Below are 15935 nucleotides of genomic sequence, written 5' to 3'. Positions count from 1 at the left end.
CTCCGTTCTGCTCTGTCAGTGTAGCAGTGGCTGCCGGGCTTGCCTGAGGCCTGGGGTCGCAGCTACTCGCTGTGCAGGCAGGCGCTGCGGTAGGCGCCCGGCGTTACGCCATACGCCTGCTTGAACTGCCGGCTCAAGTGGCTCTGGTCGGCAAAACCCAGCGCAAACGCCACGTCAGAGGCCGCCAACCCGCTTTTCAGAAACTCCCTTGCCCGTGCCAAACGCCGCTGCTTCAGCCAAGCGTGGGGTGGCAGGCCGGTGGCCTGGCGGAACACCCGGGCAAAATGGAATGGCGAAAGGTTGACCGCAGCGGCCAGGGCTTCCAGTGACGGCGGGTTCGCCAACTGGCTTTCCAGCAATTCCCGCGCGCGTGCCACTGCCAGCGGTTCATAGCCGGGGGCTGTGGGTTCAGGGCAGTGGCCGTGGCGCTGCACCAGCGCCAGCACCGCCTGGCGCCAGGCGGTTTGTTGCTCCAAGGCGCTGGCACCGGCTTCCGACAGCTGGTGCAACTGGCTGAAAGCCCGCGCCAGGGCTGGGTCCTGGATCACGCTGTCGTTGAAACGCGGCATCCCGTTGCGGCCCAGTTCCAATTCATCCAGCACGCCGGTTACCCGCTCATGCTCCGGATAAAAACCCCGGTAGCGCCAGCCGGCTTCGTGGGCGGTGGCGCCGGTGTGCAGTTCGTCCGGGTTGATCAGCACCATGCTGCCAACCGGCGCCAAGTGCTCGCTGCCGCGGTGCCAGAAGCGCTGTGCGCCCGACTCGATCACGGTGAACACGTAGCCTTCATGCACATGTGGGGCAAAGCGCTGCTGGAAATAGCGCGCGTGCAGCATCTCGACGTCACCGAGGGCCGGCGCCTGCCAGAGGTGGGTCTGTTCGCGCAGGGGCGTGCTCATGCCAGCCAGCTGCGCAGCAGGAAGAAGATCAACATGCTCACCAGCATGCTCAGCAACACGCTACGGGTCAACAGTACCAGCGCAACGGCCACCAGCGCGCCGAGCAGGTAGGGGTTGAGCGGGCTCAGGTCGAGTTGGTGCCCAGGCAAGAAAATGATCGGCCCGCAGATCGCAGTGAGCATGCCGGGCACGGCAAAGCCGAGGAACTGCCGGGCGTTGGAGCTCAGGCGCAGGGGCAGGCGCGGCTCCAGGAAGGCGTAGCGGTTGAGAAATACCACTGCGCCCATGGCAAAGATCAGCAGCCAGATCATGCTCGGCCTCCGGTGAATTTCTGACAGATGAAGCCTGCGGCCATGCCCAGCAAGCCCGCCGCGACCAGTGCGGTTTCCCAGTGCCAATAGCTGAACAGTACCGAGCAGAACAGCGACACCGTCACGCACAGCACGGTGGCGAGGTTGCGCACCAGTGGTGCGATTAGCGCGACAAAGGTAGCGACGATGGAGAAGTCCAGGCCCAGTTGATCGAGGTGCGGGATGTTCTGGCCCAGCACGATGCCGGCCAGGGTGAACACGTTCCAGGCGATGTAGAAGGTAAGGCCCACGCCGAGTGCGTACCAGCGGTTGAACTGCTGCTGGTCATAGTGGCTGGTGAGGGCAAAGAATTCGTCGGTGAGCAGGAAGCCCAGGCCCAGCCGCCAGCGCAACGGTTGATTCGACAGCACGGGGCGCATGGACAAGCCATAGAGCAGGTGCTGGGACGTCAGCAGCAGGGTGGTGAGCAGGATCGACAGCAGGCTGGCCCCCCCCTTGAGCATGCCGATGGCCACCAGTTGCGCGGCACCGGCGAAGACGATCGCCGACAGGCCCTGGCCTTGCCAGGCGCTGAGGTTGGCTTCGATGGCCATGGAGCCGGCGAGCAGGCCCCAAGGGGCGACCGCCAGGGACAGCGGCAGGATGGCAATGGCGCCGTGCAGGAAGGCTTGGCGGGCGACGGGGGGACTGCTGGGCATGATGGCTGCGACACTTTTTGCGAGGTAGGGCAGCATGACAGAGCCGTGGGGCGGGTGGCTTGAACGATCTTGCTTGTTTGCTGCCTGTCCCGGCCCCTTCGCGGCTCAAGCCGCTCCTACAGCGCAGGCTTCAACCTGCAGGAGCGGCGATAGCCGGTAAGGGCCCCGGGGCAGGCGTTTATCGCTTGCTCAAGTGTTGCTGCGCTGCCACACAGCCATTGATGTCCACGGCCTTCTGCAGGAGTGCCTGGCGATGCTGTGGATCAAGGTCACCCAGCAGCCGGTAGACCTCGGCCTGGTAGTCGCGCTGGCGCCCCCATTGCATCTGCAACCCCTGCGGGTGGCTGCGGCTGCAGGCCAGGCGTGTGGCCGGCTGCGGGTAGTAGGGGGCGTACAACGTCGCCATGCTCGGGACCGCTTCGAGGGCTTCGCGGTAGGCCGGGCTGGCATTGTAGGGTGGGCACCAGGCAGCAATCGCTGTTGCCGGCGGTGCGAAGCCCTGGTTCAGGCTGGCTTCCAGCAGTGGGCAGGCAGCATCGGCGATCTGTGCTGCAGGCAGGTAGGTGGTGTAGTACAGCGCCAGGCGATATTGAGCCACCGGATGGCCAAGCTCTACCGACTTTTTCAGCAAGGCCACCGCCGTCGGCAAGGTTTGCGCCATTGCCCGGCCCTGGCGATTGAGCTCTGGGTCGCCACCCATGGCCGTGCGCAGGGTGCTGTTGTCGTCCTGGTTGTCGGCCTGTTCCAGCAGCGGCAGCGCCTGGCGGTAAAGCAGGTCGGCGTGTGGATCGATGCGAACTTCGAGCGCGTTCACGGCCGCCGGGGCCAGCGCGATGAAGAGGGCCGGTGCCAGCGCGACACGGCTCACAGGCGTGCCCCGAGCAACGAACGGAGCCGGCAGGCTGCCAGGCAGGGATGGGCGGCTTGAAGATTGATCACAACTACGCGTACGCCTCGGGCGAATCGGAACGACGGGGTATTCTAGCCAACCGCAGGCTGAAACCGAAACCCCGACGGTCGGCTGTCAGACCCGCGTGATCGGTGTGACCTTGCGTTGGGCGTGTCGCTCTTGGGTCAGCCCCAGTTTGGCGGTGATCACCTTGGCCAGTGCATTGTTGCCAAGGTCGTTCAGGTGCAGGCGGTCGACGAACAGGTCGGCGCCGAATACCGGCGAGCTGCTGAGCATGCTGTTCATGTCGTAGCAGGGCACGGGGTCCGCCTGGCTCTTGATGCGGCGGAAGAAGGCCATGTGCAGTTGGCTGTCGAATGCGCCTTCGAGCAGGCGATCGAAGTTCGTCGGTTGCCGCTGCAGTGCGGCCAGCATCGCGTGTTCACCCGCTGGCAAGGTTTCCCGGCACCAGGGCAGCAAAGGTTGAAGGATAAAGGTCAATGTGGCGTGGCTGTCAGCCAGCATCCGCTCCCACTGGCGCAAGGTGCGGCCGATGCTGTCGGCCGCTCGAGCGAGGCGTTTTTCCGGGGCGGACAGCGGCCAGACGGGGGCAGGTTCGTTGCGCCGCGGCGCCAGTGCCTGGCCCAGGCGTTGCAACAGGGACACCCGGCGAGCCGGGCCAACCGGCGGCATGCCCTCGTTGAAACTGTTCAGGTAAGCCTGGTGCGCCTTGGCCTGTTGTGGGTCATGCGCGCCGGCCAGGATTTCGCCGAGGGCTTCATGGGCCAAGGTGTTCAGGCCACTGAGCAGCACCACATGGCCCACTTCGCCGAAGCGGTGCTGGTGGGTCAGGAACATCAGTAGCTCCTGGCTGGCGTTGAGACCGCAGCCGGCCAGGCTCAGCCATACCTCACCGGTCAGCATCGACAGGTGCGAGGCCACCGTATGTTCATCGGAGCTGGCACCGATGCCCATGGCGGTCGAACCGCCGACCAGCAGGTTGATGCGTGGTGCACCGCCGCGCTCGGCGGCGGAGAAGCGCTTGCCGGCGCAATGGCTGTAGCGCAGGCCAAGGGCATCGGTGTTGATGGTGCCCGAGCGGTAGCCGCTCTCGTGCACATGCAGGGTGTGCGGTGCGCGGCGGTTGCCCAGCAGCAGAAAGCGCTGGTAGTCCTGATGCAGTGGCGAAGTGAGGCCCGGAACGTGTGTGGCGGTTACCGACGGTGTCATGGGCGCTCCTTCTTGGCTGGCGTAGCCAGGGCTGTCAGCCCGCCAGTTCTTTGAGGTTATAGGCCAGACCACCGGCGGCGATCAGTAGCAGGACGACTCCCGAGGCCAAGGAAATCATGCGGTTGCTGCGCTGCGAAGTGATCTTGCCGATGGCGAAGATGTAAAGGCTGAGCACGGCGAAATCGATCAGCACCCACAACAGCGACAGCACCACCATGCTCTTGCCGAACGATTCGGTGATCTGGATGAACTGCGGGAAGAAGGCGATGAAGAAGATGATGTCCTTCGGGTTGGAAATGCCCACCATGAAGCCTTGCCACAAGCCACCGCGCCCGGCCTTGGCTGGCGGGATATTGGCCTCTTCGACGGCAGGAGCCTGCAGGCACTCGCGCAAGGTGCCGACGGCGATGTAGCCGATGAACAGGCAGCCCAGCAGGCTCATGCCGCTGAGCCAGGCCTTGTCGATGGCCGCACTGGTCAGGATGACCCACGCAGCGGCGCCGATCAGCACCAGTGACGCCCAATTGGTGCCGACGGCGGTGAAAATGGCCTTGCGCGAGCCGGAGGCCGCGGCGGTGTTGACGATCAGCGCCACCACCGGGCCCGGGGTGGCGATCAACAGCAGGACGGTGAGTGCGTAAGTCAGGGTCAGTGCGGTATTCACGGTCAGTTCTCGATCAGAGTGTCAGGTGTCGCATGGGCGTGGGCATGGAAGGGGCAGCGCGACGGATTGAGCGAGCCGGCTTCCTGAAGTTGGTACTGCTTCCATTCGAAGTTGTCGTCCTGGCCAAAGAAGCCCAGGGTTTCGGGCATCACCCCATCGTTGTAATGGCGCACGCGATCACGAATGCGAGCGCGTATACGTTGGCCGCTTTCGGTGCTGGCGTTGGCCACTTCGTCGAAGTTCTCCCGCGGGTTGATGACGAACGTGATCTGCGGGCCAAGGTTGCGGCTTTTCATTTGCTGGTGGCCGGGGAAGTTCATGTTGATGAACAGCGGCATGCCGGCGTAGCAGAACGACCAGGCGTTGTCGTGCGGGTCGGTGGGGATCGCCTGTGGCCAGGGATGCGGGTCACGGGCGTGGACCCCTCGCAGTACTTTCCAGGCCAGTGCCTGTTGTTCGGCCAGGCTGCTGTCGGCGGCGGTCTCGAGAAACACCACCAGGGGGCTGCCGATGCGCTGTTTGATCGGCACGGGAGTCATGGTGCGGACATACTCGGCCAGGCCCTGGGCGATGTCATCGGCCAGTTGCTCGGCACGGGCAAAGAGGATGTGGCAGGATGCGCCGGCTACCGCTTTGCGCCCGAACAGGCAAGGGAAGTCGGGATTGGCGAGTACGTTGCGAAAATGTTGTATGGTTTGGTGCGTCCAGTGCTGAGAGTTCCGTACATGTTCATCGGCCAGCTCTAGCGCATCCAGGCGATAGCAGTTTCCATAAACCGTAAACATGATTTCCCCAGGAGATTCAAGTAAGAGAGAGTTCCACTCATATGCAGGCAGGTTGGTTACTTATCTTTGTTATTTACCTGCATTTTCTGAGACGCTCTTCACGTTGTAAAACGCGTGGAACTATGACCTACTATTAGTCTTACTCATGCTTCGAGGGCGTCATGTCGGAACGGATTCAAGCTTTGCACGCCCTGCGTGCCTTCGAGGTGGCCTCGCGCTACGGCTCGTTCACCCGCGCCGCCGAGGAGCTCGCCTTGACCCAGGGAGCGGTCAGCCATCACATCAAGACGCTCGAGTCCATGTTCGGCTGCGACCTGTTCGAGCGCCGCGGCCCCAAGTTGAGCCTCACCGAACATGGGCGGTTGCTGGCCCAAGAGTTGAAGGTCGGGTTCAAGATCATCGAAAACGCCTGTGCGCTGCTGCGCCAGGACCGCTACGGGCTGCGCTTGAAAGCCCCCTCGACACTGACCGTGCGCTGGCTGCTGCGGGCGCTGGACGGCTTCAAGAAGCTCGAAGACAACTGCAGCGTGCAGCTGTCGAGCGTGTGGATGGACATCGACTCGGTGGACTTCTATTCCGAGCCCTACGACTGCGCCATTCTTCTGGCCAACGGCCGTTTTCCGGCCGATGTCGAGAGCGTCAAGCTGTTCGATGAATGGCTGATTCCGGTGTGCCACCCGGACTACATGGCACAAGCGCAACCGGTGCTGGCCGACCTGCGCCAATGTGAGTTCTTGCACCCGTCACCGGACCGCCGCGACTGGCGGCGCTGGCTGGCGCGCATGGATGCGCTGGACATCAGCATCGACCAGGGCCAGGTGTTCGATACCCTCGACCAAGGCATTTCGGCTGCGCAGCAAGGCCTGGGCATTTCGGTGGTCGACCTGGTGCTGGCCAGTGCCGACCTCGCTGCCGGGCGCCTGGTGACGCCGTACAAGCATGCCGTGTCGACCGGTGACGGTTATTACATGACCTGGCTCAAGAGCAGCCCCAAGGCGCGGCAGATGCACAAGCTGCGCGAGTACCTGCTCGGCCAGGTGCCGCCGCTGGGCTACAAGGACATCAACTACCTGTACGGCTGAACACGCGCTCCAGCATGAAGTCGATGAACACCCGCAGCTTGGGTGGCACGTGGCGCCCGGACGGCCACAGCAGGTAGAAGCTGCCGCGCCGTTCGATGAAGCCGTCAAGCACGCTCACCAGGGTGCCAGCGGCCAGCTCGCGTCGCACGCTGAAGTCTGGCAGGCAGGTGATGCCACGGTGGTTGAGGGCGAAGCAGATACGCGTCTCGACATGGTTGCAGACCATCGATATGGGGATGTCGTAGCCCTGTTCCGGGTGCTCCTGGCGCAGCGGCCAGGTTTCCAGCTTGCCGTTGCTGGGGAAGCGGTAGTGCAGGCAGCTGTGTGCGCCGAGTTCGCGCGGGTGCAGCGGTGTGCCACGCGTGTGCAAGTACTCGGGCGAGGCCACCAGGCAGTGCTGGAAGTGCCCGAGAAACTTGGCATTGAGCCGCGAGTCCAGCGGCTGGCCGCCGCGCATCACCACATCGAAGCCTTCGCCGACGATATCGACCATGCGGTCGGTGAACTCCAGGTCCAGTTCCACCTCTGGGTAGCGTTCCATGAATTCGGCCAAGGCCGGCATCACCAACCCGGTCACCTGAGGCAGGCTTACGCGCAGGCGGCCGCGTGGTGTTTCGCTGGCCTGCGACAGTTCTTGTTCGGTGGCCTCGATCTCGGCCAGGATGCGCCGGCTGCGCTCGAGAAACAGCGTCCCCTCGGCGGTCAGGGTGATGCTGCGGGTGCTGCGGTGGAACAGGCGTACACCCAGGCGACTCTCAAGGCGCGCCACACGCTTGCCCACGGCCGAGGCACTGATCCCCAGCGACTGGCCGGCGGCGACGAAGCTGCGGGTTTCGGCGACCCGATTGAAGACCATGAAGCCGCTGAGGCTGTCCATTGTGCGCTCCTGATTGCGGACACCGACGTCCTGGGTGAGCGGCATTGTAACCGTCTTTTTCCGCAATCTGGGGCCTTGCAGACTGTCGGCCTTGATCGAAACCACAAGGCATCCTGCAATGTCCCAGACATCCACTGCTTCTCTGACCCGCGCCGAACGCCTGCCCTTGAGCGGGCTGCTGGCGCTGGCCATGACCGGCTTCATCGCCATCCTCAGCGAGACCCTCCCGGCGGGCCTGCTCGACCAGATCGCCGATGGCATGCACATCAGCCAGGCCATGGCCGGGCAATGGGTGACCGCATACGCACTGGGTTCGTTGCTGACAGCCATCCCGCTGGTGACCCTGACCCAAGGCTGGTACCGGCGCCGAGCGCTCTTGCTGGCCATTGTCGGCTTTGTGCTGTTCAACGGCCTGACCGCCATCTCGCCTTCCAACACCCTGACCCTGCTGCTGCGCTTTCTCACCGGCGCCGCTGCCGGATTGGCCTGGGGCCTGATTGCCGGGCATGCCCGGCGCATGGTGCCAGCAGCACTGCAGGGGCGGGCGATGGCCGTGGCCATGCTCGGCCAGCCGATTGCGCTGTCATTGGGTTTGCCGATTGCCACATGGCTGGGAGCGGGGCTTGGCTGGCGCGCCACCTTCGCCGTGGTCACGCTGGTGGCGCTGCTGTTGGTGGCGTGGGTGCTCAAAGCTGTGCCTGATTATCCAGGGCAGGCCTCCGGCAAGCGCCCATCAGCGTTTCAGGTACTGCGTACGCCAGGCGTGGCCTTGGTGCTGTTGGTGATCCTCACCTGGATCCTCGGCCACAACATGCTCTACACCTACATCGTGCCGTTGCTGGCCGCAGCGGGCATGGCGGCCGATATCGGCCAGGTGCTGATGCTGTTCGGTCTTTCGGCGCTGGCTGGGATCGGCCTGGTGGGCCTGCTGGTCGATCACCACCTGCGCACGCTGGTCGTACTGAGTCTGGCAGGGTTTGCCCTGGCTACCCTGTTGCTGGGGCAGGCCTGGCCATGGGCCATCTACCTGAGCGTTGCGCTATGGGGGGTGACCTACGGCGGCGCGCCGACCCTGTTGCAAACCGCCTGCGCCGATGCGGCGGGTGAGGGGGGCGATGTTGCGCAGTCGATGCTGGTGACGGTGTGGAACAGCGCCATTGCCCTGGGCGGGATCGTCGGTGGCCTGTTGTTGGCCGCGGTGGGCGTCGAGGCGTTCGGCAGTGTAGTGTTGGCACTGGTCGCAATCGCCTTGCTGGTGGTACTGGCAGCGCGCAGAAGCGGCTTCGTGGCGGGGCCGCGCTAGCGTAGAATCGTCTTTTTCAGCAGAGGTCGACGCGGTGGAGTTGCAGCAGGGCTTTGTCCTGACCCGGCATTGGCATGACACGCCCGATGGCACCTGTGTGGAATTCTGGCTGGCCACAGATGCCGGGCCACGGCTATTGCGCCTGGCCCCCCAGGAATCGGTGGCCTTCATCCCGCAGGCGCAGGCCGAACACGCTCGGGTATTGTTGGCCAAGGAAGCGGGCGCGCAGCTCAAGCCGCTGCGTTTGAAAGACTTTGACCAGCGCCCCATGCTCGGCCTCTACACCCGCCAGCACCGTCAGCTGATGCAGCTGGAGCAGCGCCTGCGTACCGCCGGCATCGATGTGTTCGAGGCTGATATCCGCCCCCCGGAGCGCTACCTGATGGAGCGCTTCATCACCGCCCCGGTGCAGTTCACCGGCAAGGTGGATGAGCACGGTGTGTACTGCGACGCCCAGCTCAAGCCGTGCCTGGACTACCGCCCAACCTTGCGCCTGGTGTCGCTGGACATCGAGACCAGCGAACGCGGCGAGCTTTACAGCATCGCGCTTGAAGGTTGTGGCCAGCGCCAGGTGTACATGCTCGGCCCGCCCAACGGCGAAGCCGGCGACCTGGATTTCGACCTGCGCTACTGTGCCGACCGTGCCGAGTTGCTGGTGTGCCTCAACCAATGGCTGGCCGAGCACGATCCAGATGCGATCATCGGCTGGAACCTGATCCAGTTCGACCTGCGCCTGCTGCACGAGCACGCCAAGCTGTTGCAAGTGCCGCTGGCACTGGGGCGCAACGGCGCGCCGATGACCTTGCGCAGCCATGCCGGTGGTGGCCACGTGTTCGCCGATGCCCCAGGGCGCCTGCTGATCGACGGCATCGAAGCGCTGCGCTCGGCGACCTGGAGCTTTCCCTCGTTCAGCCTCGAAAGCGTCGCGCAGACCTTGCTCGGAGAAGGCAAGGCCATCGACACGCCTTACCAGCGCATGGACGAGATCAACCGCCGCTTCGCCGAGGACAAGCCTGCGCTTGCCCGCTACAACCTCAAGGACTGCGAGCTGGTCACGCGCATCTTCGCCCACACCCGGCTGCTCGACTTTCTGCTGGAGCGTTCATCGGTCACTGGCTTGGCGGTGGACCGCAGTGGCGGTTCGGTCGCCGCATTCTGCCACCTGTATATCCCGCACATGCACCGCATGGGCTTTGTCGCGCCCAGCCTTGGCAGCCGCCCGGAGGAAGCCAGCCCCGGCGGTTTCGTCATGGACTCGCGCCCAGGCCTGTACGACTCGGTGCTGGTTCTCGACTACAAAAGCCTGTATCCCTCGATTATCCGCACCTTCCTGATCGACCCGGTCGGTTTGGTCGAAGGCTTGCGACTGGCCGATGACGAGCATTCGGTAGAAGGTTTTCGCGGCGGGCGCTTTTCGCGCACCGAGCATTGCCTGCCGGCCATCGTCGAGCGCGTTTGGCAAGGCCGGGAAGCGGCCAAACGCGAGGGCAATGCGCCGCTGTCGCAAGCGCTGAAGATCATCATGAATGCCTTTTACGGCGTGCTCGGCTCCAGTGGTTGCCGTTTCTTCGACCCACGCCTGGCCTCATCGATCACCATGCGTGGCCACCAGATCATGCGCCAGACCCGCGCGCTGATCGAAGCGCAGGGTTACGAGGTGATCTACGGCGACACCGATTCCACCTTCGTCTGGCTCAAGGGCGCCCATGACGAAGAGGCGGCGGCGCGTATCGGCCATGATCTGGTGGCGCGGGTCAACCAGTGGTGGCGCGAGCACCTGCTGGCAACCGTGAAGCTGGAAAGTGCGCTGGAACTGCAGTTCGAGGTGCATTACCGGCGGTTCCTGATGCCGACCATCCGCGGTACAGAGGAGGGCAGCAAGAAGCGTTACGCCGGCTTGGTGCAGCGTGCAGACGGCAGCGAGGGCATGGTCTACAAGGGGCTAGAGTCGGTGCGTACCGACTGGTCGCCGTTGGCCCGTCAGTTCCAGCAGGCGCTGTACGAGCGTGTGTTCCGGGGCCAGCCGTATCGCGACTATGTGCGCGGCTTCGTGCAGCAGACCCTGGCCGGTGAGCTGGATGAGCTGCTGATCTATCGCAAGCGCCTGCGTCGCCCGTTGGCCGACTACCAGCGCAACGTCCCCCCCCATGTACGTGCGGCGCGCCTGGCCGATGAATACAACAGCCGCCTGGGCCGTGCCCGGCAATATCAGAATGGCGGCTGGATCAGCTACGTCATCACCACGGCGGGCCCTGAGCCGATGGAGAATCGCCAGTCGCCAATCGACTACGAGCACTACCTGAGCCGTCAACTGCAGCCGGTGGCAGATGCCATTCTGCCGTTTGTCGGTGATGATTTCGCGGCTTTGACAGACCGGCAACTGCTCTTGTTCTGAGTGCGGGCGTTAGCTATCTGGCACCTCGCCCAAGGTGCTCGACATAGGCTGGCTGCTTTCTTTCAGGAAGCAGCGAACATGGGCGCCTTACCACCCGACACTCCGCCGAATGGCGATACCCCAGCTACCGTTGCATTGCACGCCGACACGCAGCGGTTTCTCTCTCGGCACCAGCTTAGCGAGGCATTTCAGGACGAGGTCATTGGCAAACGCCTGCCCGACTGGATACGAAAAGTGCCGGTCGACCAATGGCCTGTGCTCAGTCAGGCGCTTGCCAGCAGCCTGAATTGCCGCCAGCGCCTGAACACGCTGCTGGCACGCATCGAGGGCATCGATCGGTTCGTCGCTTCGGCACTGGAGCGCGCGCTCGCCGAGCGACATGGCCTCAGGTGCAATGCACATCGGATGCGGTTCATTGCAGGCCGACGCGAACCGGTGATCAACACGCAACCGGTTGGCGTCCACCTGACTGAAGTGGTGTACGAAGAAAAACCATTGCTGGAGGTGGTGCTGCGCAATTTCACCGCGGATCAGACCCAGGCGGGTGGGCAACCCGCAGGCAACCGTCTGCTTGTGCCCTGTCGGGTCAGCGGTAGATTACCGACGGCTATCGAGTTTGCAGCCCTGTGCCGTGAGTTGGACCTGGGCGAGCGTTACCAGCGTCACCTCGATTCGATCCTGGAGCCTGCGGATGACAGCCAAAGCGTCAAGACGTTGCTGGTGGACGCATGCCGTCATGCCATGCTGGTGGACGCACACAAGGCCAGGCAGGACGGTCGCCTGGATGATAGTGAACTCAGGCTGTTGACAGCCATGTGCCGTGAAGGCGTTCTGCTGCGCCTTGCCGGCGATCTGGTCGAGCCCAGGCGCCTGACCCTGTTGGGCTGCACGCTGGAGCAGGTGGTGGTGCTCGAAGTGATTGATCAGGGCGTTCTGTTCAACACCACCCGGCGCTTGCTGATGTATATACCCGGTGACCCGGTCGCTCCCTGGACTGCATTCGACAGTTTGAACGCGCTCAACCGTGAGCTGGGACACCGCTTACGCGTCAAGTCTTATCAGGGCTTTTTCAGCCGGTTCGTGCTTCGGCGTGACAGCCAGGCCTTCTTTGGCAGGGCGGTTCCCGTTTTCGACGACTTGCCGGTCTGGGCCAGCTTCGACCTGAAGCCGCAGTTGCGGCCTTATCCAGCCCCATTGTTCATTAGACTCGCCCAGTCGCGTATCAGGCAGATAAAAGAAGACGCGGCGACGATCGCCATGCCCGTGGCGCGTCTGGATCGCGACGCCCAGCGTGCCCACGACCAGCGTCTGGCTGCGGAAGGTTGGCTGTTGCTAAACGTTGCCGGGCTTTTCGTGCCAGGCATCGGTCTGGGGTTGCTTGCGTTGACCGTGTGGGAGGTGATGGGTGAGGTCTACCATGGCCTTGAGGCGCTGCACGAAAAGGACGCGCAGGAGGCGCTGGAGCACCTGAGCAATGTCGCCATCGACCTGGCGACGATCGCAGCCGCGGTCGTTGGTGTTACCGCGGTGCAGCGTGTGTGGTCACGTTCGGCGGTGGTCGATGCCATGCTGCCCGCACGCCTGGAAGACGGCAGCGTCAAGCTCTGGCAGCAGGACCTGGCGCCTTACCGTTCTGGCGTGCCAAGCGCTGCGGCATCGCGTGATGCCCTGGGCATCCTGCGCCTGGACGGGGCTGCATGGGTGGAAATGGATGGGCATCATTACCCCGTCGTCGAAGCTGACCCTGGCCAATGGCAACTGCGACCGCGCGACGGCAATGGGCCATCCTTGCGCCACAATGGCGCGGGTGCCTGGCGGGTGTGGAGCGAGCAGCCCGCGCAGTGGGATGACACTCGGCGGATGTTCCGTCGGCTGGGTGAACCGTTGAACCAGATGAGCGACGAACAGATCGACGAGGTGCTGAACATCCACGGGCTGGAGGCAGAGCACCTGCGCGCCTTGCATGTGTACGGTCGTGCCCCGGAGCCGGGCATGCTCGATACCGCCGAGCGCTGCCGGCTCGCGCAGCGCATCAGGCAGCTTGTTAACCGCTTGCGCGCAGGCCAGCAAGTCGAGGATGTCACCGTGTTGCAGCATGCCCGGCGCCTGCCGGGGGCAAGCGAGGCATCCGACCAGGCCTTGGCCGAATTGGTATGGACGCAGCGTCGCACGCTGCTCGGCCATCTGTATGATGCCGTGCAGGCCAGCGACAGTACGGCAAGTGCCACCCTGCGCAGAATGTTCCCCAGCTTGCATCCGCGTGCTGCGCAGGCATTGCTGGCGGCGGCCAGTGGTGAGGATCGGCGGCGCTTGCTGGAAACTGGCCGCGTGTCGTTGAGCCTGTCCGAGGCGGCCAGGCGCAGTGCCGCCAGCACCCGCGCTGTCAGGGTTTTCGAAGCCTTCTTCCTGGACACCCCACAAAACGCTGACCTGGCACGCGTGGTTCTCGCGCTTCTCAAATATCTGCCTGGTGCTGCAGAAGGGCTACGCTGGCGTCTGTTCGAAGGTTCGATGAACGGGCCGCTGCTGCTGGCGACCGAACAAGGTGTCGAGCCATTCGCGCTGGTGCACGCCTATGGCACCTTCCAACTGATCGATGGGCAAGGGCTTGCGCAGGGCAATGCGGGAGAGCTGTTCGAGGTGATGGCCGCCGCCTATTCGTCACAGCAGCGCCAGGCCATGCAGATTGGCGACCCTTTTGCGCACAATCTGCGAGTGATGCTGGCGCGCGAAGCCATCCGCCGTCGAGCCGAGGTGGTAAGTGTGCTCAGCCCATTGCGCCCCGGTGCTTTTCGCCCGCCACAGCGCTGGGCGCAGGGGCGGCTGGGTTATCCCTTGGGTGGCAGCAATTCGTCAGGGACCAGGACCAGGCGTGCCAACAGGTCCTTGGCAGCGATGTTGCGTGATCTGTACCCTTCGTTCAGCGATGAACAAGTGGCGGCGTGGGCAGCCAATGTCCAGCGTTCGAGGCGCCCGGTAGAGGATGTACTGTCGGCCCTGCGTCAGCAGTACACAGTGCTGCAGAATGTGCTCCGTGCCTGGGTCGCGCAGGCCGAAGGTGAAACGCAGCAAGATCGGGGCAATGTACGCGACACGTTGATCAACGGCTGGCGGCGAATGGTTACGGATGCAGAGTCCCACATCGACACTGAGGACAACTACCGGATTGTCATCTACAACAACCGGGTCGGGGATTTGCCGGAACTCCCGGCCCAGGTAAGTTTCCCCCATGTCTCCGACCTGTCATTGCTACGCCTGCAGCTTGAAGAGGTTCCGCAGAGTTTTCTCCTGGCATTCCCGCGTCTGCGCAGCCTGGACCTGGGTGGCAACCTGCTGACCCGGTTACCGCAGCCCTTGCTGCAGATGCCGCATTTACGGCAGTTGAGCCTGACCGACAACCAGATCGTGCTTACCATCAGCCAGGCCGCCACACTGGCCAGCGCCTCGACCCTCGAGTACATCGACCTGTCGTTCAACCCGCTGGGGCGTACATTCACCCTCAATGGCCTGGCCTCGCTGCGTTGGCTGAGCCTGCGCAGCACCGGGCTTACGCATTTCCCCCATGCGTTCAACAGCCGTGCAAACCTCTTGTTCATGGATATGCGGGAGAATCGTATCCGGCAGATTCCGGAGGAATTCTTCCGCTTGCCCATCGACATACGCCGGCGCATCAGGCTAGCTGGAAACCCTCTGAGCGAAGCTGAGTCGCTGCGCCTTCAGGCCTCACTGTTCGCGCCTTTCCTGCCAGTTGACGAGGCGCTGCTCCAGGAGCAGTACGCACGGGCGCGCGGAGTGTGGGGCGACGCCATCGGCCCGCGTTACCGCGGTGTAATGATCGCGGCTTGGGAAGCGGTGGACGTTGGCGAACCTGCGAACCGCTTCTTTCGCGTGCTGCAGCAGTTGTTGCAGTCCGCCGATTTCCAGATCAATGCCCAGGCGCTCGCCCAGCGGATACTTGCGCTGCTGCAGGCGATGGCTACGGAGCCGGCATTGCGTGAAGAACTGTTGGCTGTTGCCAATGATGAGTGGGGCTGCCAGGACGGCGCCACCTGGTGCCTGAGCAATCTTGAGTTGAATGTGCTGGTTTGGCGGGCGCGCACCGATGTGCGGGGCAATACGGAGCAGGCTTTGCTGGCGCTTGGAGTACGCCTTTGGCGCCTGGATGAAGTCGACCGAATTGCCTTGCAGGACATTCTCCAACGCGGTGGCAACCCTGATGAAAGCGAGGTAGGGCTTGCCTATCGCGTCGGCTTGCGTACTCGGCTGAACCTGCCCATTGAAGTCGGGGATATGAGTTTTGGGCAAATAGCGGGCGTAACCGATGAGCAGCTGGAGCGAGCCGCCGCGCGGGTAGAGGAAAACCAGACGCAGGAAGAAATTGCTCGCTCGATGGTCGACCGCACATTCTGGCAGACGTACCTGGAGCGTGCCCACCCCGAACGTTTCCTCCAGCTCGACAGGCCTTTCCGGCGGCGCCTGGATGCCGTGCTGGACGATGACACGCTGACGGATGAAACCCGCCGCCTGCATGCCGATGCCATCCTTGGGGAACAACGTGCAGCCCGGCGTGGCCTGATGCTCGACCTGACGCTCAATGCGCTGCAAGTCGGGCCAGACGACCCTGCCATCGAGGCGCGCTGATACCGGTGACGGCTTTGGGCTATGCTCTATATCGATGGCAGCAGCGGCTGACAGCGGCGTCATTGGCCAGGGGCGGGCTGGAAATTACCAGTTACTTTTCCCTGGCCATCCCTTGTTCGAAGTGGTTTAGGCTCCAGATCGGATTTTTCTCCATGATCTGT

At 63.7% G+C, this 15935-nt stretch carries 12 protein-coding genes; 4 read left to right on the top strand and 8 right to left on the bottom strand.

Annotated elements, in window-relative coordinates:
- Window positions 1-62: 62 nt before the first annotated feature.
- The 7 genes from H040_RS00370 to H040_RS00340 form a co-directional block, all read right to left on the bottom strand.
- Complete coding sequence (locus H040_RS00370; RefSeq protein ID WP_027919858.1) at window positions 63-899, bottom strand: AraC family transcriptional regulator; 837 nt, start codon at window positions 897-899, stop codon at window positions 63-65.
- Window positions 896-1210: an AzlD domain-containing protein gene (locus H040_RS00365; RefSeq protein WP_027919859.1), complete on the bottom strand. Its 315-nt coding sequence runs from the start codon at window positions 1208-1210 to the stop codon at window positions 896-898. Before H040_RS00365 ends, H040_RS00370 begins: the two co-directional genes overlap by 4 nt.
- Window positions 1207-1908, bottom strand: coding sequence for an AzlC family ABC transporter permease (locus H040_RS00360; RefSeq protein ID WP_033696442.1), 702 nt, complete (start codon window positions 1906-1908; stop codon window positions 1207-1209). Before H040_RS00360 ends, H040_RS00365 begins: the two co-directional genes overlap by 4 nt.
- Before the next feature lie 178 nt (window positions 1909-2086).
- Complete coding sequence (locus tag H040_RS00355; RefSeq protein ID WP_027919861.1) at window positions 2087-2776, bottom strand: hypothetical protein; 690 nt, start codon at window positions 2774-2776, stop codon at window positions 2087-2089.
- A 156-nt stretch (window positions 2777-2932) separates the two neighbouring features.
- Window positions 2933-4027, bottom strand: a complete 1095-nt coding sequence (locus H040_RS00350; protein ID WP_027919862.1) for a hypothetical protein — start codon at window positions 4025-4027, stop codon at window positions 2933-2935.
- A 34-nt stretch (window positions 4028-4061) separates the two neighbouring features.
- Window positions 4062-4691, bottom strand: coding sequence for a LysE family translocator (locus H040_RS00345; protein ID WP_027919863.1), 630 nt, complete (start codon window positions 4689-4691; stop codon window positions 4062-4064).
- 2 nt (window positions 4692-4693) lie between these two features.
- A complete protein-coding gene (locus H040_RS00340) occupies window positions 4694-5476 on the bottom strand; it encodes a YqcI/YcgG family protein (protein WP_027919864.1) in 783 nt (260 codons plus the stop codon).
- A gap of 161 nt (window positions 5477-5637) precedes the next feature.
- Here H040_RS00340 and H040_RS00335 point away from each other — a divergent pair, with 161 nt between their 5' ends.
- A complete protein-coding gene (locus H040_RS00335) occupies window positions 5638-6558 on the top strand; it encodes a LysR substrate-binding domain-containing protein (protein ID WP_027919865.1) in 921 nt (306 codons plus the stop codon).
- On the opposite strand, the gene H040_RS00330 is transcribed toward H040_RS00335, so the two are convergent.
- On the bottom strand, window positions 6539-7435 hold the full coding sequence (locus H040_RS00330) for a LysR family transcriptional regulator (RefSeq protein WP_027919866.1): 897 nt from the start codon (window positions 7433-7435) through the stop codon (window positions 6539-6541). The two genes, H040_RS00335 and H040_RS00330, sit on opposite strands and share 20 nt — an antisense overlap.
- A 118-nt stretch (window positions 7436-7553) precedes the next feature.
- Between H040_RS00330 and H040_RS00325 the strand changes: the two genes are divergently transcribed.
- The 3 genes from H040_RS00325 to H040_RS00315 all read left to right on the top strand — a co-directional run bounded on the left by H040_RS00325 (window position 7554) and on the right by H040_RS00315 (window position 15774).
- Window positions 7554-8738, top strand: coding sequence for an MFS transporter (locus tag H040_RS00325; protein WP_027919867.1), 1185 nt, complete (start codon window positions 7554-7556; stop codon window positions 8736-8738).
- A 34-nt stretch (window positions 8739-8772) separates the two neighbouring features.
- Window positions 8773-11133, top strand: a complete 2361-nt coding sequence (locus H040_RS00320) for a DNA polymerase II (RefSeq protein ID WP_027919868.1) — start codon at window positions 8773-8775, stop codon at window positions 11131-11133.
- Between the two features lie 78 nt (window positions 11134-11211).
- Window positions 11212-15774, top strand: a complete 4563-nt coding sequence (locus H040_RS00315; RefSeq protein ID WP_081784319.1) for an NEL-type E3 ubiquitin ligase domain-containing protein — start codon at window positions 11212-11214, stop codon at window positions 15772-15774.
- Window positions 15775-15935 lie beyond the last annotated feature (161 nt).

It is taken from the genome of Pseudomonas sp. URMO17WK12:I7 (assembly GCF_003269045.1).
In the GTDB taxonomy this organism is placed as follows: Bacteria; Pseudomonadota; Gammaproteobacteria; order Pseudomonadales; family Pseudomonadaceae; genus Aquipseudomonas; species Aquipseudomonas putida_J.
The sequence above is the reverse complement of the archived record's forward strand: the minus strand, read 5'-3'. Positions and strand labels throughout refer to the sequence as shown.

What these genes read in the sequence shown, in the direction of transcription:
- H040_RS00365 (WP_027919859.1), bottom strand. Translation starts at nt 1,210, where the DNA reads ATGATCTGGCTGCTGATCTTTGCCATGGGCGCAGTGGTATTTCTCAAC.
- H040_RS00340 (WP_027919864.1), bottom strand. Translation starts at nt 5,476, where the DNA reads ATGTTTACGGTTTATGGAAACTGCTATCGCCTGGATGCGCTAGAGCTG.
- H040_RS00330 (WP_027919866.1), bottom strand. Translation starts at nt 7,435, where the DNA reads ATGGACAGCCTCAGCGGCTTCATGGTCTTCAATCGGGTCGCCGAAACC.
- H040_RS00335 (WP_027919865.1), top strand. Translation starts at nt 5,638, where the DNA reads ATGTCGGAACGGATTCAAGCTTTGCACGCCCTGCGTGCCTTCGAGGTG.
- H040_RS00350 (WP_027919862.1), bottom strand. Translation starts at nt 4,027, where the DNA reads ATGACACCGTCGGTAACCGCCACACACGTTCCGGGCCTCACTTCGCCA.
- H040_RS00360 (WP_033696442.1), bottom strand. Translation starts at nt 1,908, where the DNA reads ATGCCCAGCAGTCCCCCCGTCGCCCGCCAAGCCTTCCTGCACGGCGCC.
- H040_RS00325 (WP_027919867.1), top strand. Translation starts at nt 7,554, where the DNA reads ATGTCCCAGACATCCACTGCTTCTCTGACCCGCGCCGAACGCCTGCCC.
- H040_RS00370 (WP_027919858.1), bottom strand. Translation starts at nt 899, where the DNA reads ATGAGCACGCCCCTGCGCGAACAGACCCACCTCTGGCAGGCGCCGGCC.
- H040_RS00315 (WP_081784319.1), top strand. Translation starts at nt 11,212, where the DNA reads ATGGGCGCCTTACCACCCGACACTCCGCCGAATGGCGATACCCCAGCT.